Source organism: Paenibacillus tepidiphilus (genome assembly GCF_008635795.1).
In the GTDB taxonomy this organism is placed as follows: Bacteria; Bacillota; Bacilli; order Paenibacillales; family Paenibacillaceae; genus Paenibacillus_AQ; species Paenibacillus_AQ tepidiphilus.
This window is the reverse complement of record NZ_VWRQ01000013.1, coordinates 129,787-152,798: the sequence shown is the minus strand read 5'-3', so window position 1 is coordinate 152,798 and position 23,012 is coordinate 129,787. Positions and strand designations below refer to the sequence as shown.

General features: G+C 55.4%; 16 protein-coding genes. 11 read left to right on the top strand and 5 right to left on the bottom strand.

The window, feature by feature from the left end; all coding sequences use genetic code 11:
* The first annotated feature begins 1 nt into the window (after position 1).
* The 4 genes from F1379_RS17585 to F1379_RS17570 all read left to right on the top strand — a co-directional run bounded on the left by F1379_RS17585 (position 2) and on the right by F1379_RS17570 (position 6,458).
* Positions 2-1,933, top strand: a complete 1,932-nt coding sequence (locus F1379_RS17585) for a peptidase U32 family protein (RefSeq protein WP_150272170.1) — start codon at positions 2-4, stop codon at positions 1,931-1,933.
* Between the two features lie 93 nt (positions 1,934-2,026).
* Positions 2,027-3,334, top strand: a complete 1,308-nt coding sequence (locus tag F1379_RS17580) for an aspartate aminotransferase family protein (RefSeq protein ID WP_150272167.1) — start codon at positions 2,027-2,029, stop codon at positions 3,332-3,334.
* A gap of 49 nt (positions 3,335-3,383) precedes the next feature.
* Complete coding sequence (locus tag F1379_RS17575; RefSeq protein WP_150272165.1) at positions 3,384-4,268, top strand: UbiA-like polyprenyltransferase; 885 nt, start codon at positions 3,384-3,386, stop codon at positions 4,266-4,268.
* Between the two features lie 324 nt (positions 4,269-4,592).
* Positions 4,593-6,458: a rhamnogalacturonan lyase gene (locus F1379_RS17570; protein WP_150272163.1), complete on the top strand. Its 1,866-nt coding sequence runs from the start codon at positions 4,593-4,595 to the stop codon at positions 6,456-6,458.
* Positions 6,459-6,549: 91 nt separating this feature from the next.
* Here the strand turns inward: F1379_RS17570 and F1379_RS17565 are convergent, their stop codons facing one another.
* The 4 genes from F1379_RS17565 to F1379_RS17550 form a co-directional block, all read right to left on the bottom strand.
* Entirely contained in the window at positions 6,550-7,530 is a 981-nt protein-coding gene (locus F1379_RS17565; RefSeq protein WP_150272161.1) for a polyprenyl synthetase family protein, read from the bottom strand.
* 15 nt (positions 7,531-7,545) lie between these two features.
* The gene (locus F1379_RS17560; protein ID WP_150272159.1) at positions 7,546-7,995 is read right to left on the bottom strand and encodes a hypothetical protein; all 450 of its coding nucleotides are present in this window, start codon (positions 7,993-7,995) and stop codon (positions 7,546-7,548) included.
* 197 nt (positions 7,996-8,192) lie between these two features.
* The gene (locus F1379_RS17555; protein ID WP_150272157.1) at positions 8,193-10,073 is read right to left on the bottom strand and encodes an FAD-dependent oxidoreductase; all 1,881 of its coding nucleotides are present in this window, start codon (positions 10,071-10,073) and stop codon (positions 8,193-8,195) included.
* A gap of 49 nt (positions 10,074-10,122) precedes the next feature.
* Positions 10,123-11,031, bottom strand: coding sequence for an FMN-binding protein (locus F1379_RS17550; protein WP_150272154.1), 909 nt, complete (start codon positions 11,029-11,031; stop codon positions 10,123-10,125).
* Positions 11,032-11,479: 448 nt separating this feature from the next.
* Here F1379_RS17550 and F1379_RS17545 point away from each other — a divergent pair, with 448 nt between their 5' ends.
* The 5 genes from F1379_RS17545 (at position 11,480) to F1379_RS17525 (ending at position 16,152) form a co-directional block, all read left to right on the top strand.
* Complete coding sequence (locus tag F1379_RS17545; RefSeq protein ID WP_150272152.1) at positions 11,480-11,683, top strand: CsbD family protein; 204 nt, start codon at positions 11,480-11,482, stop codon at positions 11,681-11,683.
* A gap of 489 nt (positions 11,684-12,172) precedes the next feature.
* Positions 12,173-13,570 carry a sensor histidine kinase gene (locus F1379_RS17540; protein WP_150272150.1) on the top strand — a complete coding sequence of 466 codons (1,398 nt, stop codon included), beginning with the start codon at positions 12,173-12,175 and terminating at the stop codon, positions 13,568-13,570.
* Positions 13,571-13,683: 113 nt separating this feature from the next.
* Positions 13,684-14,955 carry an MFS transporter gene (locus F1379_RS17535; RefSeq protein ID WP_150272148.1) on the top strand — a complete coding sequence of 424 codons (1,272 nt, stop codon included), beginning with the start codon at positions 13,684-13,686 and terminating at the stop codon, positions 14,953-14,955.
* Positions 14,956-14,995: 40 nt separating this feature from the next.
* Complete coding sequence (locus tag F1379_RS17530) at positions 14,996-15,658, top strand: oxidoreductase (protein WP_150272146.1); 663 nt, start codon at positions 14,996-14,998, stop codon at positions 15,656-15,658.
* Positions 15,659-15,771: 113 nt separating this feature from the next.
* On the top strand, positions 15,772-16,152 hold the full coding sequence (locus tag F1379_RS17525; protein ID WP_150272144.1) for a RidA family protein: 381 nt from the start codon (positions 15,772-15,774) through the stop codon (positions 16,150-16,152).
* Between the two features lie 82 nt (positions 16,153-16,234).
* On the opposite strand, the gene F1379_RS17520 is transcribed toward F1379_RS17525, so the two are convergent.
* The gene (locus F1379_RS17520; protein WP_150272141.1) at positions 16,235-16,990 is read right to left on the bottom strand and encodes a tryptophan-rich sensory protein; all 756 of its coding nucleotides are present in this window, start codon (positions 16,988-16,990) and stop codon (positions 16,235-16,237) included.
* Between the two features lie 230 nt (positions 16,991-17,220).
* Here F1379_RS17520 and F1379_RS17515 point away from each other — a divergent pair, with 230 nt between their 5' ends.
* Positions 17,221-19,683 carry a glycoside hydrolase family 31 protein gene (locus F1379_RS17515; protein WP_150272138.1) on the top strand — a complete coding sequence of 821 codons (2,463 nt, stop codon included), beginning with the start codon at positions 17,221-17,223 and terminating at the stop codon, positions 19,681-19,683.
* A 236-nt stretch (positions 19,684-19,919) separates the two neighbouring features.
* Complete coding sequence (locus tag F1379_RS17510; RefSeq protein ID WP_150272136.1) at positions 19,920-23,009, top strand: DEAD/DEAH box helicase; 3,090 nt, start codon at positions 19,920-19,922, stop codon at positions 23,007-23,009.
* Positions 23,010-23,012 lie beyond the last annotated feature (3 nt).

Sequence of the window (23,012 nt, the reverse complement as noted above, 5' to 3'; positions counted from 1 at the left end):
AATGGCACGTTATTTTAACGGCAAGGAAATTGAATTGCTGGCACCTGCCGGAACCTTTGACATCTTTAATGAAGTAATCCAGTCCGCGTGCGACGCCGTATACTTCGGGGGACCTGTGCTGAACATGCGCATGATGCGCAAGGGCTACAATCTTTCACATGAAGAAATCATTCAGGCTATAGAAATTGCCCACGGCCTCGGCAAAAAGGTCTATATCACCGTCAACAATCTGTTCAGCGAAGAAGATGTGGAGGAATCCAGGGAGTATCTGCGGTTTCTGGACGGCGCCAAGCCGGACGCGCTGATCGTTCAGGATATGGCTGTGCTGGAGCTGATCCGCGAAATGGAGCTTACGCTGCCGATACACGCATCGGTCATGATGAACGTGCATAATCTGGAGATGATCCATGCGCTGCGCGGCCTCGGTGTAAGCCGGGTGGTCACCTCCCGCGAGATGGACCTGCAGACGGCCAAGCTGCTGGGCCAGATGAGCGGGATGGAGCTGGAGTATTTTGTCCATGGGGATATGTGCTCCGTGCACGGGGCCAACTGTTACTTCAGCTCCCAGGTGTTCGGCATGAGCAGCAACCGGGGCAAATGCATGAAGCCCTGCCGCTGGGACTACCGGATCAAGAAGGACGGCTTCATCTATCCGGCTGAATACCCGCTTGCGGTCAAGGACATGTATATGTACGAGCACCTGCCGGAGCTGATTGAATCGGGCATTACTTCCTTCAAGATCGAAGGCCGGATGCGCGATAAGGAATTTATGGTCGCCCTCGCGAACAGCTATGGCGAAGCGCTTGACCGTTATATCGAGGACCCGCTGGGCTTTGACCGGAAGGTGGATGCCGGGGAGCTGTACCGCAGCCGCAAACGCGATTTCTCCAACGCTTACGCCTTCGGAAAGCCGGGTCTGTCCAATATTAACCGGCGTTATGAGGGCACGGGCAAGTTCTACAGCACCGGCAAGGTATTCAGCACTCCGACCGCCGAACGGGAGCTGTCCGAGACCCGCGTCACGCAGCTGCGCGAACGACTGGCTGAAGCGAAGCGGGATGGACTGACTCAGCCGGAACTGGCAGTACGGGTGAACAATATGTCTCAGGCCAAGCTGGCGCTGGAGATGGGCGTCGACACACTGTATTTACCAGGCGATGTGTTTGAGCCGGATCGTCCGTTCACCAAGCAGGAGATTAAGGAGCTGGGCGCGCTTAAAGGCAGCACCAAGCTCATTCTCGGCCTGCCGCGGATGATGACCGAGCAGCATTTCAGCCAGTATGGCCATCTGCTGGACGGAGAACGGCTGCCGATAGACGGTCTGCTGGTTACCAACCTTGGGGCAATCCACCGCTTCAGAAGCCTGGGCTACCCGATGATTGGGGATGTGAACCTGAATGTGTACAATCATCTGTCTGCCGGACTGTATGCGAAGCTGGGACTGGATAAGCTGACCGTTTCGCCGGAGATGACGCTGGAACACTTTGCGACCTTCGCCTCCCGCTGCGAGCAGCCGCTGGAAATGGTGGTGCACGGCTCTCCGGCGCTGATGTATATGGAGCATGACCTGTTCGAGAATACGGAAGTCATGGAGCCGATTGGTGAAGAGGACAACCGGTTCGTACGCAACGATGTGCTCGTGTTGATGACGGATAAAGGTGAGAATCCTGTCTACCGCGACCAGTTCGGCCGCTGCCACCTGCTGTTCTCCAAGGAGCTGTGCTACCTGCCGATGCTGCAGGAGCTGAAGGAACTCGGCATTGCCAGCTTCCGGATTGAAGCCGCCACTTATACAGTGGAAGAGCTGCGGACCATTATTGCAGCCTATCAGGCGGCGATTCAGAATAGCGGCAATAGGGACGCTGAAGATATGCTTGGCGGGCTGAAGCCGGTCTATGCAGGCTTTACGCTGGGCTCGCTGCAATTTAATTAATGGTTTAATTTTTAAATAGTTCGGTGATAGAATAGATTTGGGATATTGGATATCGTAGAAAGTACTTTTTTTCACAAATAGGAGGAACAACGGATGGAAGCTCAACCCTATATCGGCAGAGAGGCGGTTGCTGCCAAGCGCAAGCAGTATTTCTATCCTTGCACCGCCCATTTCTACCGCGACGCGCCGCAACTGGTGCGTGGAAGCATGCAGTATGTCTATGATGAGAACGGCAAGGAGTACACGGACTTTTTCGCTGGAGTCTCGGTAGTAGCCTGCGGGCATTGCAACCCGGCGATCACGGGCCGGACGATTGAACAGCTGCAGCTGCTGCAGCACACCTCGACTATCTATCTGACCCAGCCGAATGTGGATCTGGCGCAGCGGCTGGAGCAGGTGCTGCCCGGGAAGCTGCGGCGCAGCTTCTTCGTGAACAGCGGCTCAGAGGCCAATGAAGGCGCGCTGCTGCTGGCACGGATGCATACCGGACGCAAAGGCTTCATCGCGCTGGAGAGCGGCCTGCACGGACGGACCAACCTGACCATGAGCGTCACCGGTCTTGCGATGTGGCGGACGGATGACTATCTGGACGAGGATGTCACCTTCATTGAACGGCCGTATCAGCCCGGAATGACGCTGGAGGAGGCGGCTGAGGTCTCGCTGAACAGCTTGAGACGCGTGCTTGCCGAGAAGGGGGACAGCATTGCTGCTATGATTGTTGAACCCATTCAAGGCAACGGCGGTATGATCATGCCGGTCTCCTGGTATTTCCGCGAGGTCAAAGCGCTGCTGGAGCAATATGGCGTGCTGCTGATCGACGATGAAATCCAGACCGGCTACGGACGTACAGGGGCAATGTTCGCGATGGAGCACTTCGGTGTGGTTCCCGATATTATCAGTATGGCCAAGGCGCTCGGCAACGGCGTCCCCGTTGCAGCCTTCGCTACCACGGATGAGATTGCAGCGTCGCTGAACCGCCCTTCCGCCTCCACCTTCGGCGGCAATCCGGTATCTGCGGCTACGGCCCTGGCCGTGCTCGATTATATTGAGAGCCAGCGCCTGCCTGAGCGCTCGGCGGAGCTGGGCAGACGGCTGAAGCAGGGCCTCTTGGCCCTGCAAGAGTGTTATCCGGCGCTGCTGGCCGACGTCCGCGGTACCGGGCTGATGCTGGGCGCGGAGCTTCAGGCATCTGATGCGGCCGCAGCCGCTGTGCTTACGGACGATGTGCTGGAGGCGATGAAGGAACGCGGCTATCTGATCGGCAAGAACGGCGTAGGCCGCAATGTGCTGGCGTTCCAGCCTCCGATGGTCATTACCCCCGCCGATGTGGATGGATTGCTGCAGAATCTGCAGGAAGTGCTGGACCATTGCGAACAAGTAATGCTTTCTTCCGGTAACTGATTTAAAATGAAGGTATCAAGTTGTACTTATGGAAAGAGGCTAGGCATTTATGGTTATTATTAATGCGTTTAAGACAACTGCGCTGAAGCTGAAGATGTTCAGCGAGCTGGTAATGTTCTCCCATACGCTGTTCTCGCTGCCGTTTGCGGTGATCTCCATGGTCTGGGCTGCTGGCGGTTGGCCCTCCGGGCACATGATGCTTTGGGGCCTGATTGCTTTGATCGGCGCACGCAACGGGGCCAACGCCTTCAACCGGCTGGTGGACCGTACCTTCGACGGTCAGAATCCGCGTACAGCGCACCGTCATCTGCCGCAGCGTCTGCTGGCGGAGAAGGAAGTTATTCTCTTCATTATCATTAACTACGCTGTGTTTATCGTGGCTTCCGGCATGCTGAACCTGCTGTGTCTGGTGCTGTCGCCGGTGGCAATTGTACTGATCTCGACGTACTCCTATACGAAGCGGTTCACCTTTCTCAGCCACTTGTACCTGGGTTTTGTCATTGCGTCGGCACCGATTGGCGCGTGGTTTGCCGTCACCGGCAGCATCGCCTTCACGCCGTTTGTGATCGGCACAGTGGTCATGCTCTGGATCGCCGGTTTCGATATTATTTATGGAACACAGGATATTGATTTTGACCGGCGGCACGGCTTGTGGTCGATTCCCAGCTTCTTCGGGCTGGAGAACGCGCTGCGGATTGCCCGGGGCCTGCATTTTATTATGGTGCTGCTGCTGCTCTTCCTCTTCCTCTGGATGGACATGGGGTGGATGTATCTGGTCGGCATCGGCATTGCAACCGTGCTGCTGATGACGGAGCACCGGATCATCAAGCCGACGAACCGCAAGCTGATGAAGGTAGCCTCCTATAATTTAAATCAGGTCATCAGCATGGTTATTTTATTGTGCACACTGACCGATTATTTCTTTGTGAGATAAGGTATACGTTAAGTAGAGAAGAATAATAGTCTGCTTTGAATGCCGCAGGTCGCGGAAGGCTGCAGTCCCGGAGGATATGTACGGGGGGGCAGCTTTTTTTGATCAAATAGAAGCGTATAACGGAATCTCTGCAAAATATCTGACTGGCCCCCTGCTAAGCCTAAGCTTGTGGGTTATTTAGCATGTCCGGAGCATAGATAATCAAAAGCTACTAGTCAAAATCAAAAGTCATGATATGAAAATATGTAATTATATGTAATAATCGCTAGTGGATTCTATTGCAATATTACAAGTATACCAAATTATGTGAAGGGGGCTTCAGTAATGAGTAAGCGGTTACATTCGTTTTGGTTTAAGTCTGCAATTGCTGTTTTGTTATTTGCACTGATTCTGCAAGGCCTGGTGCAAGTGCCATCCGCATCCGCTGCAGCAGCAAGACAGGCAGAGAAGCTGAACCGCGGGGTAGTGGCGGTAAAAGTGTCCGGAGGCGTGTTCGTCAGCTGGCGGCTGCTGGGAACGGAAGATCTGTCGGTAAGCTTTAATCTGTACCGGAACGGGACCAAGGTGAATTCCAGCCCGATTATCGGCAGCACGAACTATCAGGACAGTGCAGGCACAACATCCTCTGCTTATACGGTTCGGGCTATTGTGAACGGGGCGGAACAGGCGGCTTCGCCTGCAGCCAGTGTATGGAGCAATAATTATCTCGATGTACCGATTCAGATTCCGGCCGGGGGCACTACCCCTGACGGGGTCAGCTACACCTACAGCGCGAACGATGCCAGTGTAGGCGATCTGGATGGAGACGGAGATTATGAGATTGTCCTGAAATGGGACCCCTCCAATGCCAAGGACAATTCACAAAGCGGGTACACGGGGAATGTGTATCTGGATGCCTATGAACTGAACGGTACGCGGCTCTGGCGGATTGATCTCGGTAAAAATATCCGGGCCGGCGCCCATTACACGCAGTTTCTTGTATACGATTTCAACGGCGATGGCAAGGCTGAAGTGGTCTGCAAAACGGCCGACGGCACCGTTGACGGCGGCGGTACAGTCATCGGCAGTGCCAGCGCAGACTACCGGAATTCCAGCGGATACATCCTTACCGGTCCGGAGTATCTGACGGTATTTAACGGACAGAACGGCAAAGTACTCAAGACCATTGATTACGTGCCGGCACGGGGAACCGTATCCAGCTGGGGCGACAGCTACGGCAACCGTGTAGACCGTTTCCTGGCCGGGGTGGCTTATCTGGACGGTGTTCATCCGAGCATTATTATGGCGCGCGGCTATTACACCCGCACGGTAGTGGTAGCTTTTAACTGGGACGGCAGCTCCCTGACGCGCAAATGGACCTTTGACAGCAACAGCTCCACTAATTCCGGAACAGCCGGCCAGGGCAATCACAGCCTTAGCGTAGCGGATGTCGACAATGACAGCAAAGACGAGATTATTTACGGCGCTTTGACCATTGATGATAATGGGGCGAAGCTGTACAATACCAGCCTGGGGCATGGGGATGCCCTGCATGTCGGCGATCTTAACCCGAACCGTGCCGGTCTCGAAGTCTTCAAAGTAATGGAGAGTACAAGTGCTCCTTACGGTGCAGCCGTATGGGATGCCGCGAACGGCACGATTCTGTGGGGAGTGAGTACGGGAGCGGATACCGGACGCGGCATGGCGGCCGACATCGACCCCACTTATCCCGGTGAAGAGGTATGGGCGAGCAACGGCGTGGGCCTGTATTCCATAACCGGTACCAAAATCAGTACCTCAACGCCTTCCATCAACTTCGGTATCTGGTGGGACGGAGATCTGTCGCGTGAGCTGCTGGACGGCGTCAAGATTGACAAATGGAACAATTCCAGCAACTCCGTATCCAATCTGCTGACTGGGGCAAGTGTAGCCTCCAATAACGGCACCAAGGCGACACCAAGCCTGCAGGCCGATCTGCTCGGGGATTGGCGGGAAGAGGTCATCTGGCGCAAATCCGATAACACCGCCCTGCGCATCTATACGACTACCGCGCTCACTTCGTCCAAAATCTATACCCTGATGCATGATCCCGTCTACCGCCTGAGCATTGCCTGGCAGAACACAGCCTACAACCAGCCGCCGCATACGGGGTTCTTCCTGGGCAACGGCATGGGGACTGTGGTGAAGCCGAATATTTATGTGGTTCCTTAATGAACTAATGCTCTGTAATTCAAAAAAAGCATTTGCCTCCGCTGTATGCGGAAGAGCAAATGCTTTTTTCAGTGCGCCGGGCTGCGGTAGTCTAGTACTCGCGACCCGAGAAGTACTCCAGCAGCGTCAGCAGATCGGCGTGAGCCGGATAAGCGGACAGCTGCAGGGCGAGGCTCTCGGCCTTGTCCAGATAATCCCGGCTGCACTGTTTTGTACGGGCCAGGGCCCCGCTGCCGCTGATCAGTTCCAGCACATGGGCGATTTCCTCCGGCGAAGAAGCGGGCCCGATGGCACGGATCGCCGGGGCAAGGGTCTCATCCTCCAGGGCGAAGAGAACCGGAAGGGTCACCTGCCCATGCTGAAGGTCGCTGCCCGCCGGCTTGCCGAGTACCTCAGACGATTGCGTGAAATCCAGCAGATCGTCCTGAATCTGAAAGGACATCCCCAGGGCTTCGCCGAACTGGTACAGAATTTCGGCCACTTCTTCGGAGCTCTCGGCGGCCAAGGCCCCGACCCGCAGGCAAGTAGCCATAAGCAGGGCCGTCTTGTTGCGGGACTTCTCCAGGTAATCCTCCATGGTCAGGCTGTAATCATAGGCATGCGCCAGCTGTTGATATTCACCCAGGCACAGCTGTGCGGTGGCCACTGCGGACAGATCATGTACGTACCGGTTCTTGTCGCCGGTGTATTTGCTGAGCAGCTCGATGACCCTTGAGGACATGTAGTTGCCGATGTGCACGGCAGAGACTACGCCAGTCTTGACATGCAGGGCGGGGTCGCCCCGCCGCAGCTCGGCGCCGTCAATAATGTCATCATGAATCAGGGAAGCCGCATGAATGAACTCGGCGGCAGCAGCCAGCTGAAGCATCCGGCGTCCCTGGGACGTAGGGCCGAAGCGGCTGCCGACGATGAGCATGAGCGGCCGCAGGCGTTTGCCTCCGGAGCGGACAAGCTCCAGAATGCTTTGCGCCAGCTGCGAATGCTTGGGTACATCTTTATCGCGAGCCACGAGATATTCAATTTCGCGGTTGATTTCATTCAGATCAATGTGTAGTGCTTCATGCAGCTTCATTGGATGTCCCACCTGTCAAATGGCTTTGCTTGTTCGGCCCCGCTGCCTGCGCTCCTGAAGGAGATACTGTGCGATTTCAGCCGCCGGGTGATATTCTGCGAAGTCTCCATTTGAACGTCTGATTTGCAGCTTTTTAATGGAAGGCGCCAGATAGGCGACGAGATCAAGCTCACGGTATTTAATGGCAAATTGCAGATAAAAGCTGTACAGATAATCACCATCCAAAATATTGCGGGTCAGATCGGGATGATTCAGGTTACATTCCAGATGGCGCCTGGCGGCTACGGTAAGAATGATATAAATACCGAGCAAATGGACTTGGCGGTCATATTGCAGTTCGATGCCGTCCAAAGCCGGGAGCAGGGGCTCGCATTCCGCCGGAGAGAGATGCAGCTGAATTCCGGCAATGGGGGACATTTCTGCCTCCAGTAGCCGGAAAGTATCTGTAATAAGTGGATGATTCACAAGATCCTCTCCTTCTTGTCGGTTTTGCCGGAAGCAACCAAATCCCTGATGATCCTACAAAACCCGTAACATTTCACCTTGTTAAACAAGGAGAGTAATGTGCCCGCACGGACACATTACTCTTCAAGAATAGCATATTCAGCTGAGATAAGCTTTCATGCCTTTATCTATGGCAGTCATAAGCATGCAGTCAAGCGTCAGTCAGTAAAGAGGTACCAGCGCCTTACGAGCGGAATTCTCTTCCACTGCTTCTTGAGCCAAGGAAGGACATAGTAGTCCAGGCCGAACGTGCTGCCCGATCCGCCGATGCAGGCAATAGCTGCGCCTACATACCAGAGCATTTCGGTCGATGCCATCTTCGTAGACCAGATCATGACGGCCATTGCTATCGTTGCAATGGAAGCAATTGCTGTGAAGAGACCGACGATCAGCATAATACCAAAGACGATTTCGGCGCAAACCATACCGATCTGGAACCATTTGGCCAGGAAGGTGTAGGTTCCGTCGTTGTTGTAGAACATCAGATCCATGAACCAGTTCGTAATATCATAGATAAAACCTGGAACCGGAAGGGCTTCAACGGCTTCCTTCGCAGTAGTAACTGCAGAAGCTGCCGATTGTGCGTCGACGGTTGTCTTGACGGCGTCTACAGCCACGCTGGCCGAAGAAGCGGCGTCAGTAGCGAATGGAGCTGCAGGGATCAGGAAGATTTTATCGGGATCTTCCCAAATCTTCTTTATCTTGTCGATGCCTTCATAGAGCCACATGCCGCCGAGCAGCATGCGCAGCGGAACGATCCAGAAATTCGGAGACCGCTTGGAGAAGTGCCCGCCAAGGAAGCTCTTGCGGTTCTCCACATGGAAAATCTCATGCATCAAATAAGTCCATACTTTATTGAAGCCGACCACTTGTGACAAATAAAGCATGTTGATGGCATGCTTGGAGAGCATGGCCAGGAAGCCGGTCAGCATAAACATCTTGCCCGGGAGACCGACGTTCGCTACGCCGTAGCGGCTGCCAATCGAGACCATCGTCCCGTGGAAAGCCGGTTTGTAGGCTTTCTTCTCGGTGCCTTTGATGTCGGCTTCGATATTCTTGGCGATGAGCGGAGCGGCCTGCTCGGCATTCTCAACCATCTGCGGAACCGGACGTTCTTCGCCTTCAGGGATATAGAAAATGTTGTCCCCTACAACGTAAACGTTCTTGTGGTCCACGCTTTCCAGGTGGGAATTGGTAACAATGCGCTTGCGTCCCTGCTGCTGTACATCCAGGCCGCCGACAATCTCGGAGCCTTCAACACCGGCAGTCCAGACGATAGTCCGGGCATCGACAACGTTCTTCGCACCGAGGGCGACACTGCCGTTGCCCACTTCGGTAATCTTGGCGCCGGTCACGATTTCTACGTTCAGCTTGCGCAGTCGGGCTTCAGCCTTCTGAATCAGCTTATCCGGCAGAATCGGCAGAATCTTCGGAGCCATATCGGCTACGATCAGCCGTACTTCGGACGGATCAATATAGAACTCTCTGCACAGCTCATCGCGTTGCTCGGCCATTTCGCCGACCAGCTCGACGCCGGTGAAGCCTGCGCCAATGATGACGAAGGTCAGCATGGAACGGCGTACCGCCGGGTTCTTCTCTTTGGCTGCGAGTGTGTACATATCGCGGATCTGACGTTTCAGCACAACAGCATCGTCGTAAGACCAGAAGGAGAAGGTGTTCTCTTCCGCTCCGGGAATACCGAAGAAGGTTGGCTTGCTGCCTGTGCCGATGACCAGGTAGTCATAGGCATAGGTTGCTTTTTCGGATTGCAGCTTCTTGTTCTTGAAATCGATGTTGCTGATTTCGTCAAGCACTACATCCACTTTGAGACCTGCAAAAATCTTCTTCAGGTCAATCTTGATCGAATCTTCCGGTGCGCGGTTCGCAGAAACCTCATGCAGCTCAGTCAGCAGAGTGTGATAGGGATTCCGGTCGATCAGCTTAATTTCCACATTGTTGTCTTTACCAAATTTCTTTGCCAGTTTCTTAGCCGTGAGTACGCCGCCGTAGCCGCCGCCCAAAATGACTATTCTTTTCAAGAGAAACTCACCTCGTTTGTCTGATTAACTGCAAGAGGGTAGCGAATAATTATTTCGCGCCTTCGAGTGCTTTGTCTGCCAGTGTGAAGTATTCGCCTACGTGGATGGATACGCCGGAGATGGCATCGGTTTTGCCTTCAGCATCCAGTGTAGGTGCAGCGCCTTTGTTCTGCAGGTAGTAATCTTCTGTAAGTTCGATTTGTTCATGCCATTCGGAAGAAGCGCCGCCGGCTTTCATGCCATACTTGCCGTCGATGGAGAATTGCTTCTTGTCTTCGTTATTGGCATTCAGACCGCTGAATTTAACGGCTACCACATTACCGCCGGCAACAGTTACGGAAGCAGTGGATTTCCAGCCGGAATCGGCATCCATTTCGCCTTCTGCTGTGTAACCGCCGTCCTTGTAAGGACCAACTTCTACCGGGCCGGCTGCAAGTGCTGCAGTAGCAGCTTCTACAAAGTCGTTAACGTGTACGGATACGCCGGAGACAGCGTCAGTATGTCCCTCGCCGTCGAAGGTGATGGCTGCAGGATCTTGTTTTTCAATGAGGAATGCTTCGGCAGTTGCTGCCTGTTCGTGCCATTCGGCTTGAGCGCCGCCTTTTTCCTTCATGCCGTAGTTGCCGTCTTCGGATACTTTCTTCTTCAGATCGCCGGCATTGTTCACGTTGAATGCGTTCCAGTCAGCCTTGGTGATCTTGCCGCCTTCTACAGTCAGGAGAGCGTAAGTCTGCCAGCCGGTTTGTTCATCTACAGGAACAGTGGCGAAGTAAGTGCCGTCCTGATATTGACCGGTTTCGGCAGTACCGGAATTAGTTGCCGGTGCCTCGGAAGCCGGGGCATTGGTTGCTGCAGTGTTGCCCGCAGCGTTGTTTGCAGCATTGTTGTTGTCGCCGCAGCCTGCGAGCAGTGTGCCCAGCACAAGGGCGCTCGACAAGATAACAGAAGCTTTTTTCATTTGAAATGACCTCCAAAAATAGTTTAAAATATATATATTAAAATGTAAAACATTTTAATAGCTATGGAAGTGACAAAAATCACTTTATAAATGATAAATGTCACTATCTGCATGAACCGAACTAGGGAATTGTTGCGATTCTCCTACATATATCGGCAAGCATTATGAAAAAATTTAATCATTTCGTTTCGACTCCGATGGCATTCTAGCACATACCTGCTGAATTGTCATGTGAAAATAATCACTTAAAAGTTAAAGTTTTATTTACACCTGAAGTATATCAAATTTTAAAAGATTGGACTACCCTTTGGAAAAGTATATTATGTGACAAAAAACGACTTTTGTAGCGAGGCGGCGGGTTCGATTCAGCCCACGGAGGCAAGGGTAATTATATTCTAGGACATGAGCCTCTGACCATACCTAAACTATTTAAGGAGATGAGCAGATAATGGACAGCAACGTAATTAAGGGAAAATGGCTGCAATTTAAAGGCGAAGCCAAGAAGCAATGGGGCCAGCTCACGGATGATGATCTGGATGTCATTGACGGTGAAAAGGATAAATTGATCGGTAAGCTTCAGGAACGTTACGGACATTCCAAGGACGATGCCGAAGCGGAATACCGCAGCTGGGAGCAGACACTCCGCAACTGATCAACTTTAACTATAGCAATCAGGAATTATAGAATTTCAAGCCTCAAGTTTCAATACGGTCATATATGCCAGTAGAGGCGGTGTCTTATGGACAAATTCCATGTTGCGGCCGGCCGGATTCTAGAAATTCATAGTGATCGGGTGCTTACGCTTGAGGGAGAAACGATCTGCACGTATCACCCCCGATATTATACTGTGCCGGCCGGATATGACCAGATGGAGGAGCCATTACCGGAGCCGGAGCCCCAGAACGGGCACAGAGGCATACAGTCCCCAAGGCGGGGAATTCTGGCCTGGCCGTGGTTTTCTCTTCACAAGAAGAGCGCGAATCGTATCTGATTTGCGCTCTTCTGCTGTTCCTTAAGCCTAAAGTGGCAGGTCTATCCCTATACATATTTATGGAACTGTGGTTTCATATATTCGACTTATTAAATATGATAGTATGAAGTAACAATAACTGCCTTTCCTATGTGCAGCAGGAGTGAAGCTATGGAATATCTCAAAATATTCTTTGTGAATACAGCGATCCTGATTACCCTCGCCTATCTGGCGAACCTGATATACAAGCATACACTTTCGCACGCATCACGGCGCATCCAGCAGGCAAGCTGGGTCGTTCTGGCGATCTTTGCCGGCTGGGCCAGCTCTTTATTCGGCTACAGGCTGGACGAGCATGTAATCTTCGACTTGCGGTATGTGCCGCTGATGATTTCTGCATTGGCCTACCCGCATCCTTATACGCTTATTGTGATCGGCTCGGGCATCGGCCTGATGCGGCTGACCTTCGGAGTTACCGATGCGGCATGGGTAGGGGTGCTCAATATGTCCCTGTTGGGCCTGCTGTGTGCCGGCCTGAGCTTCTGGATTCGCCGCACGCCGGCCTCCATGGGCATGAAGGGTCTCATAACCATTGTGCTGGTGAACATCGTTAACGTGGTTAACATTGCAATATTCGGTGTGATACCTACCCGTGAATACATCACGGAGATTATGCCGGTTACTCTTCCCGCGGGCTTTGTGCTCAGTCTTCTGTTCGCCCTGATTATCCGTGACTTTCACTTGGAGCATAAGCAGCGGGGCCAGATCATACAGGCCAACAAGATGTTATCGGCACAGACGGAAGAGCTGCACAAGAACAAGATTGTGCTGGAAGAACGAGCCCGGCAGCTGACACTGGCTTCCCAGTACAAATCGCAGTTTCTGGCCAATATGTCGCATGAACTGCGTACTCCGTTGAACAGTATTATTAACCTGTCCCAATTAATCAATGAACATGAAGGGACGCTGAGCCGTCAAGAAGTCGGTGAGTACGCCGGTATCATCCAGCGCTCAGGGGAAGATCTGCTGGCGCTTATCAATGATATTCTCGATTTATCCAAGGTGGAGGCCGGGAAGCTGGATGTCGTGCTGGAAGAGCTGAATGTAAGTGAGATTCCAGAGCTGGTTGCGCTGCAGTTCGACCTTATCGCCAAGCAAAAAAAACTGGACTTCCTCATTACACTGGATGACAATGTCCCGTTAACGATTACCTCGGATCCTAAGCGTGTGCAGCAAATTCTGCGCAATCTGCTGGCCAACAGCTTCAAGTTTACAGCAGCCGGTTCGGTTGCGCTCAGGGTCCGGACGGAGGAACAGGCTGCAGGTGACGGACTTAAACGCTGGGTTGTGTTTGATGTTACCGATACGGGGATTGGCATCGCTCCCGAGAAGCACGATTTAATCTTCGAGATGTTTCAGCAGGCGGATCCTGCGATCAGCCGCCAGTATGGGGGGACGGGTCTCGGGCTGTCAATCAGCAGCGACCTGGCCCGGCTGCTCGGCGGCTTCATCACGCTGCATAGCGAAGAAGGACGGGGCTCCCGCTTTTCCCTCTACCTGCCGTACTGAAACGCTTTTTCATTGCCAGAAGCTCCAATTCTAATTGTGGTTTCGTCTTATTGACAGTAGATAGCCGCTGAGTAGAATGGAGCCAATGCTGCAAGAAGGAGTGTCATGACCCCATGAACATCATGCTAAGAGGGCAGCCGGGCCGGCGCGACAAGCGCAGCCGCAAGCCCTCGTTACACCGCAGGAATCTGAAGATCGCCACCATCGAAGGAATCCCTTCCACGATCTTTCAGGTGCTGCTGCAGGGACAATTCCTCACCGGATATCTGCTGTATTTAGGCGCAAGCTCCGGGCAAATCGGCTTTGTGCTGGCACTGACCACACTGGTCAATGTGGCACAGATCGGTGTAGCTTATCTGATCCAGAGATTGCCCAGCCGTAAATGGGCACTGGTGACTTTTATCGGCCTGCAGCGTCTGCTCTGGGTCTCGACGGGACTAGTCCCGTTCCTGTTCCCGCAGGAATACTGGGTTATCGCCTTTATCATGCTGTATACCAGCGCATTTATTGCCAACACGGCAGGCGGCATGCTATGGAACTCCGTCATCAGTGATCTTGTGCCGGCCCGTGTACGCGGACGTTACTTCGGGATACGCAACACGCTGCTGAATGCGCTGGGCAGTCTTGTTATCTATGGCGGAGGTGTTGTACTGGACCGGTATCCCGGTGGACAGGGATTTCTGATCCTGTATATCGTGGTCTGGATTTTTTCTTTCTTGAATATCGTTACGTTCTTCTTCTATCCGGATGTCCCGTTCGAGAAGTCGGAGGAGACGAGCTTTCTGCCGATGGTTAAGAAACCGCTTCACGACCGGCTGTTTATGAAATCGACACTGTTCCTCTCGGCCTGGCTGCTGCTGCAGAACATTACGGTACCGCTGTACTCCTATGTCATGCTGGAGCTGCTGCATCTGGAATATGAAACCTTGTCGCTGCTCAATGTGTCGCAGACCGTTCTGATGATGGCGAGCTTCTATGTATGGGGCAACCTGAACGCCCGGTACAGCAATAAGAGGCTGCTGCTCTTTACGCTGCCGATTATTGCCGCGTCCTCGCTTCTCTGGGGACTGTTGTCCATCCTGCCGATGCTGCCGGTTCTGTTTGCCGCACATATGCTGTTCGGGGTCGGCGTAGGCGGGTTTAACCAGCTGGCCTTTAATTTCATTATCGGGGATACTCCGAAGCGGGAACGGCCGATGTATATGGCGATGTATGCGGCGCTGACGGGGCTGGCGGCCTTCTTCGGGCCGGTGCTCGGCGGTCAAATTTATGAATGGATTGCAGAATGGCCGCACTGGACGCAGGTGTACGGGCTGCAGCTGCTGGTAGGAACGCTGATGATTGCCCTGGCGCTGCTTCTGGGACGCCGGATTCTCAAGGATTAGGGACAAACGGAGGATAAAGCCAATTTTAAAGGAGGCTATCATGACAAAAATAGCGGTGGTGCTGGGGGCTACTGGCTTGGTCGGCAAGGCGGTGACCGGGGATTTGCTGGCGGGGGATTGGACTGAGGTCCGCGTGCTGGTCCGCCGACCGCTGCCGCTTGAGCACCCGAAGCTGAAGCAGGTGCTTGTGGATTGGGAACGGATTGACCAATATAGAGAAGAATTTATGGGGGCTGCGGCCGTATTCTGCTGTCTGGGGACGACGATTAAGCAGGCCGGGTCCCAGGCCGCCTTTGAGCGTGTGGATCTGGAGTATCCGCTGGCTGCCGCCAGGCTGGCCAAGGAATGCGGCGTCAAGCAATTTCTGGCCGTCTCTTCGATGGGCGCGAACGCCAAATCACGCAACTTCTACAGCCGCACCAAAGGTAAAGCCGAGGAAGGCCTGATTGCGGTCCAGTTCCACGGACTGCATCTCTTCCGCCCGTCGCTGCTGCTGGGCGAACGCACGGAATTCCGGCTGGGCGAGCGCGTGGCAGCGGTAGTCATGAAAGCGCTGGATTTCGCCATGGTCGGCAAAGCGGCCAAGTACCGGGCCATTCCCGGTGCCAAGGTCGCGCGGGCGATGGTCAATATCGCCCTGGCCAATACAGGCGGGGTGCATGTTTACCCGAATGATGTCATTCATGTGGTCGGCGGACGCTGATCACCGGGCCGCACGGGCTGTATGATTTGCATGAGGCAGGCAAGGCGACGTACAATGGGTCATAATACAAGCGTACATAGGGATACCGCCGTGTACCAACAGGAGGAGATATCGTGGGTAAAAAGCAGGTGGCGACAACGAAGGCGCCGGGAGCGATCGGGCCTTACAGCCAGGCAATTGTTACAGGGAGCTGGGTCTATACATCCGGCCAGCTCGGGCTGAATCCGGAAACGGGAGAATTGGCCGAAGGCGTACAGGAGCAGGCGCGCCAGTCGCTCAGCAATGTTAAAGCTATTCTTGAAGAAGCAGGGGCGACGCTGGAGCAGGTGGTGAAGACGACGGTATTCCTGAAGGATATGAATGACTTCACGGCTGTTAACGAGGTGTACAGCACGTTCTTCACGGAGCCGTACCCGGCGCGCAGCGCCGTAGAGGTGGCGCGTCTGCCGAAGGATGGTCTGGTTGAGATCGAAGTCGTAGCCCGCAAGAAATAATACGGTAATACAGCAGACAGGCTGCTCCGCCAACGAAATGGCGCGGGCAGCCTGTTTTAATTGTATGCGCGAATTCTTGATATCAACGCCGGCGCCGCGGCGTCAGCAGCAGCCAGATGCTGTAGAGCAGCAGCAGTCCGGCAGTAACCAGCGCGGTGATAAAGACGTTGCCGGTCTCATGCTGTTCTAAGGCGATGGCAATAAAAGCCCAGACGAAGACGAGCGGATAAATGCAGTCGCGGTGAGGGAAACTGACGATAACGGCCAGAATAGCGCCGACGATCAGCATGATGACCGCCCAGGTCGTTCCGCTGAGACCGAACCCGCCCCAATCATTCTTCGTCAATACAATGCTGACATTGACGATGGTTGCAACGGAAATCCAGCCGAGGTAAATGCTGAAGGGCAGCTGCAGCAGCCATTTCTCTCCGGTGGTGGGGTTTGGAATTGCCCGCGTCTTCCGGTAAATAACGATTAACGAAATCAACAGCAGAATCATCAGCGCAAGCGACAGCTCGATATAAAGATAATGCCAAAGAATCAGCCAGCCCATATTAAACACACAGCTGAGCACAAACCAGAAGCCGATGGAGCGTACCGAATCGCGGGAGCCGGTTACTGTGCGGAATTGGTAAATTACGAATCCGGCCAAAAGTACATAGATCAGCGACCAGATGCTGAAGGCATACCCGGCGGGCGTGAAATACGTATGATACCGGTCGGAAATCTCTCCGGTGGTTCTTCCGCCCAGCGGCAGCGTTACCGAAAGCACATTGACGGCGATAACGCCAAGGTAGAATAACAGATTCCACCACTTATAAGGATTAGTGCGGTTCAAACGGATCACTTCCTGTCTGTATGATAATATGGCAAGTCCTATGATGGTATGGCAAGTCCCGGGTCTATCATAATATACCCGCAATATCCGAGATTCAGACTGGTTTTGCAAAAATAATGACCGGCAGGTCATCGCAAATTAGCGGATAGCACTGCGGAAAGTCGGGGTAAATATGTATTATATGCATTTTTACAACAACTCGGCGGCAGCCGGAAGGGGGAATGACAATTATGGAAAGCAGTGAAGCGATACGCCCCGAAAAAGTCGGACCACTGATCATGAAGGAGACCTGGACCACCCCGGGCAGCCTGGTGTCCTGGGAGCGTGCGGAGAATGTCTACATCTGCCATGGGGAGCGCGGTGGCATCGTCTTTATTTTCCTCGGGGACGATATGTTCCGGATGAAGGTGTTCCGGGGAAAAGCGCCGGATCTGACGACAAGCCCTGCAGTGATGCCGGAATGCTGTATTCCGCATCTCTTCCCGGCCGAAGAGACGGAGAATGAGCTGATCTTCACCACCGGGGCCATCCGGTTGACCATTATGAAGACAAACTTTGTGATCACTGTGGAGAACCTGGAGGGCAAGGTGATCATGGAGCAAAATGCAGTCAGCTGGAATCCGCGCGGTGCCAGCCATGCGGAATACGACATGCAGCCGGACTCCCACTTCTACGGGCTGGGGGAGAAGTCCAGCTTCCTCGACAAGCGCGGGGAGAAGTACACGAACTGGAATACGGATGTATTCGCGCCGCATTTGCCGGAGATTGAAGCGCTCTATGAGTCCATACCGCTGCTGATCCACATGCATGACGACCTGAGCTACGGGCTGTTTCTGGACAATACGGGCCGCAGCGATTTCGATATGCGCTCGCATGGAGTGGCGTTCTCCATCGGCTGCTCCACCGGAGCTTATGACATGTACTTTATTAACGGGCCCGAAATGAAGGATGTGGTCAAAAGATATACCTCCCTGACCGGCCGGATTCCGCTGCCGCCGAAATGGGCGCTTGGTTACCATCAGTCGCGTTACAGCTACATGAACCAGCAGGAGGTGCTGCAGCTCGCCCGGACCTTCCGTGAGAAGAAAATACCGTGCGACGTCATCTATCTCGATATTCATTACATGGATGAATACCGTGTATTCACCTTTGATCCTGTTAATTTTGCCGAGCCGGAGAAAATGATCGCCGAGCTCGGGGAGCTGGGCGTGCGGATCGTACCGATCGTCGATCCGGGGGTTAAAAAGGACCCCAACTACGAGGTCTACAAGGAAGGGGTGCTGAACAAGCATTTTTGCCGGCGGCTTGAAGGGGATATCTTCTTCGGGGAGGTATGGCCGGGCATCAGCGCCTTTCCCGACTTCAGCGACAGCCGGGCGGCGGAATGGTGGGGCGACCTGCACAAGTACTACACCGACCTCGGCATTCAAGGCATCTGGAACGATATGAATGAGCCGGCGGTGTTCAACGAGAGCAAGACGATGGACCTCGATGTCATGCACTTCAACAACGGCCGCCCGGTAACCCATGAGGAGTACCACAATCTGTACGGCATGATGATGTCGAAGGCGACGTATGAAGGCTTGGCCGAGCATATGCAGGGCGAACGGCCCTTCGTGCTGACGCGGGCAGGCTATGCGGGCGTCCAGCGCTATGCCGCCGTCTGGACCGGCGACAACCGCAGCTTCTGGGAGCATATGGCGATGGCGATGCCGATGGTGCTTAACATGGGCCTCTCGGGCCTTGCCTTCTCCGGCCCGGATATCGGCGGGTTCGCCCATCATACCTCCGCACAGCTGCTGGTGCGCTGGACGCAGATGGGCGTATTCTTCCCTTACTGCCGCAACCATTCCTCCATCGGCACGCTCCGCCAGGAGCCGTGGTCGTTCGGGGAAGAGGTAGAGACGATTCTGCGGGATTACATCAGCCTGCGCTACCGCTGGCTGCCGCATCTCTACAACCTGTTCCATGAGGCGGAGACGACCGGGCTGCCGATCATGCGGCCGCTGATCCTGGAATATCCGCGGGACCCTTATGTGTACAACCTCTGCGACCAGTTCCTGCTGGGCGAGGGTGTACTGATTGCCCCGGTCTACCGTCCGGATACGGAGCACCGCTCGGTCTACCTGCCGGAAGGACGCTGGCTGGATTACTGGGACGGTGAGGTTCATGAGGGAGGGAGCCATATCCTTGCGGCTGCTCCGCTGCATATTATGCCGATGTACGTGAAGGCGGGCAGCTTTGTAGCCGAAGGCCCACTGAAGCAGTATGCCCTGGAGGAACTGGAGGAGACCGTAACCTTCCATCTTTATGGCGCCGAAGCGCAGGAGGGCTTTGCTTCCTCTTATACGCTATATGAAGATGACGGCCACAGCTTCGCTTACAGAAACGGACAATACTCACAGCTGGCTGTAGCTGCCGCCGGAGAAGCGGGCGCCTTGCGGATCAGCTGGTCCTATCAGGTACAGGGTTTTGTTCCGCGCAGACAGATGATCCGCTTTGCACTGTGCTATCCGTTTTTTGCTGCGGAGGCAGTGGACGGGCTGTCTGAAATTACGCTGGAGGAGCTCCAAGACGGGCATACAGGCTGGGCACGCAACGGCGGGACCGGTGCGATTATCGTGCAAATGGACGATGACCCGGCCGGCGGAGAGCTGCTCATCCGGGCGGCCCGGGATACGGCTGAGGGTTAAGAGTTCCAGAGAGTGTTTCATGGCCGGCGGCCTTGGAACACTCTTTTTTAGATAGGCGATGGATAAGAATGAGGGCGGGTAAAATCCGACAGCAATGAAATACCGGCCGGTTCAGCCGTGTCATCTTGGCCGAATTTGTGAAAGCGAGCAGAAAAATTGCATGAAATGTTTTTAAATTGCGGCTTTTCGTATAAGATGAAGGGATGAACTAAAATATCCGTTACAGGAGATCACCGATGATTATGCATCTGTATGCCATATGGCTTGGGGACGTTTTATTTTGCTTTTCCGGAGAAACTTCGGAGCCGAAGGTCGACGCGTGGACGCGTGTGGTCAAGCGGCTGGAGTTCCGCGGGGGAGTGCGCCCGTTCGCGGGTGCCCTACTACGTCTGGCGGAAGTGAAATATCCGGTTTCCGTCCCGGCGGAAGGGAGAACGGGACGCCGCGGGCTGCCCGGACGCACGCTGGAAGGCCTCGCGCTCGGTCCGAAGGAAGCCTTTGAGCTGCTGCTGGCCTGGGATGAGCAGGATAGCCGGGCCAAGGGCATCGAGCCCGGCGGCGAGCTGCGCTACTGGGCGGCCGCTGCCCGATTCGCCCTGGAGTTGCTTGCCACCGGCGGTATGGTGCCGGGGGCGCAGCCCCAGCGTACCGGCAGTCCGCGCCGCCGCGGCGGGGAGCAGGCGGCTGCTGCGGTGTGGCGGCCCGCTTTCCGCACGGAGGCGGCCCGGGAGCATTTCCTGGGGCTTGCTTCCGCTATGCCGGTAATCGCGCTCGGTGCCCATATTGCCGAGGAAGGCGAGCTGTCCAGCCGCACGAACGCGGGGGCCTATGTGCTGCACTCCTTCCTGCAGGCGGTTATGAGCACGGAGATCAAGCGGGTCATTGCAGGTGTCGAACGAGAGCTGGAACCGAGTAAAGCGAACTACCGGCGGGGGGCTTCGCCCCTGACCGAGCTATGGTGGAACAGCCTCCTGACCGGCAGCCGCGAGGTCCAGGTCCAGGGGACGCCGGCCGAGGTCGCGGAGCTGCTGGAGGCCGTGCAGCTTACGGCGGGCCATGAAGTGCCCTACGCCGAAGGACAGGAAGAGGCCGGCGGCCGTCTGGGTCTCGGACTGCGCCTGGAGCCGCCGGATACAGCGCACGCACAGTGGCGGATTACCTTCTGGGCGGAGAACCGCGAAGAAGGTGAATTCTGGATTCCGGCAGCGCATATCTGGAGCAGCGCTGAAAGGGAATTTACGCTTTGGGGCAAGCGGTACCGCAATATCCAGCAGCAGCTGCTGGACTGGCTTGGCCAGGCGGCGGCTGTCTCGCCGGAAATCCGCGGGGCGCTGTGCGTTCCGGCACCTGCGGGTGCGGAGCTTACACCGGAGCAGCTGTATGCGTTCCTGAAAGACAGCGTGCAGCAGCTGCGCGACCGGGGAATCACGGTGCAGATGCCGTCGCGCTGGAGCCGGGAGGGACGCCGCCGCGCCGGAATGAAGCTCAGAATGCAGCTGCCTTCGGAGGGGCAGGATGGCCGTGCGGAAGCGGCATTAGGACTGGAAATGCTGGTCTCCTTCCGCATCGAGGCCTCGCTGGGCGATTCTGCCGTCAGTGAAGCGGAGCTGCAGGCGCTGGTGGATGCCGGTGTGCCGTTCGTGCGCTTCCGCGGCGAGTGGATTGAGGTGGACCCGAAGGAGATCCGCCAGGTGCTGCGCTACATGAAGCGGAATGAAAGCGGAGAAATGGCGGCCGCCGACTGGCTGCGCCTGGCCGCCGAGGACGAGGAGGAGCGGCTCTGGAAGGGCCTGTCCGTGACGGGGATGGAGACGGCCGGACTGCTCTCTTCACTGATGCGCGGCGACGTATTGCGCAGCCAGACGGTGCGTCCGGTCCCTGCCCTGCTGCAAGGGACTCTGAGGCCTTATCAGGAGCGGGGCTTCCAGTGGCTGGCCACGCTCAGCGGGCTGGGCTTCGGAGTATGCCTCGCCGATGATATGGGGCTGGGCAAGACGGTGCAGGTGATTGCCTGCCTGCTTGACCGCGCCCTGACCGCCCCGCCTTCCGAAAGGCAGGATCCGGTATTGATCCTCTGCCCGACTTCGCTGCTCGGCAACTGGCAACGGGAGCTGCAGCGGTTCGCGCCTTCGCTCAGTGTACATATTCATCACGGTGGCAGGCGTGTGCGGGGCGAAGGCTTCCGGGCGCTTGCCGCCGGCCATGAGATCGTGCTGACAACGTATCATCTGGCGGGCCGGGACAGTGAAGATCTGGCCGGAGTCCGCTGGTCTACCGTCGTGCTGGACGAGGCCCAATATATCAAGAACCACCGGACGAAGCAGGCGCAGAGCGTAATGAAGCTCTCGGCTCCGCACCGCATCGCCATGACCGGCACGCCGGTAGAGAACCGGCTCGGCGAGCTGTGGTCCATCTTTCATTTTCTTAATCCGGGCTATCTCGGTACTTACCACTCCTTCCGGCAGCGCTATACCTCCGGTGAAAGCGAAGAGCGGCTGCGGGAGCTGCACCGGCTGGTCTCACCGTTTCTCCTGCGCCGCCTGAAGAGCGATCCGGATATCTCCAAGGATCTGCCGGAGAAGCTGGAACTGAAGGCCTACTGCCCGCTTACAGAAACGCAGGCCGCCTTGTATCAGGGTGTGGTCAACGAGATGCTCGGTGCCATAGGTGAGCGGTCGGGCTTTGCCCGCCGCGGGCTGGTGCTGTCATCCCTGACCCAGCTTAAGCAAATCTGCGACCATCCGCAGCTGCTGCGCAAGGAGGAGAGCAGGAGCGGGCGCGCAGAGCAGTCCGGCAAGCTCGACATGCTGTATGAAGTGCTGGATAGCATCTCGGAGTCCGGAGAGGCTGCGCTCATCTTCACCCAATATGTGGCGATGGGCGAGCTGCTGGTTTCCCGGCTGGCCAAGCGCTACGGCACGGCGCCGCTCTTCCTGCACGGCGGCATTGCCAAGCGTGACCGCGATGAGATGGTGCGGGCCTTTCAGGAAGGCGAGGGCCCGGCGTTCTTCGTCCTGTCGCTGAAAGCCGGAGGCGTGGGCCTCAATCTGACGCGGGCTAATCATGTCATTCATTATGACCGCTGGTGGAATCCGGCGGTAGAGAATCAGGCGACCGACCGGGCTTTCCGCATCGGCCAGCACAAGAATGTGCAGGTCCACAAGCTGATCTGCCAGGGAACGCTGGAGGAGCGGATTGATGAGCTGATCGAACGCAAAAGGAATCTGTCGGAGCAGGTAGTCGGCTCCGGTGAGAACTGGCTGACCGAAATGTCCAACCAGGAGCTGGAGCAGCTGATTACGCTGCAGGGCCAGGACTGGATGTAAACG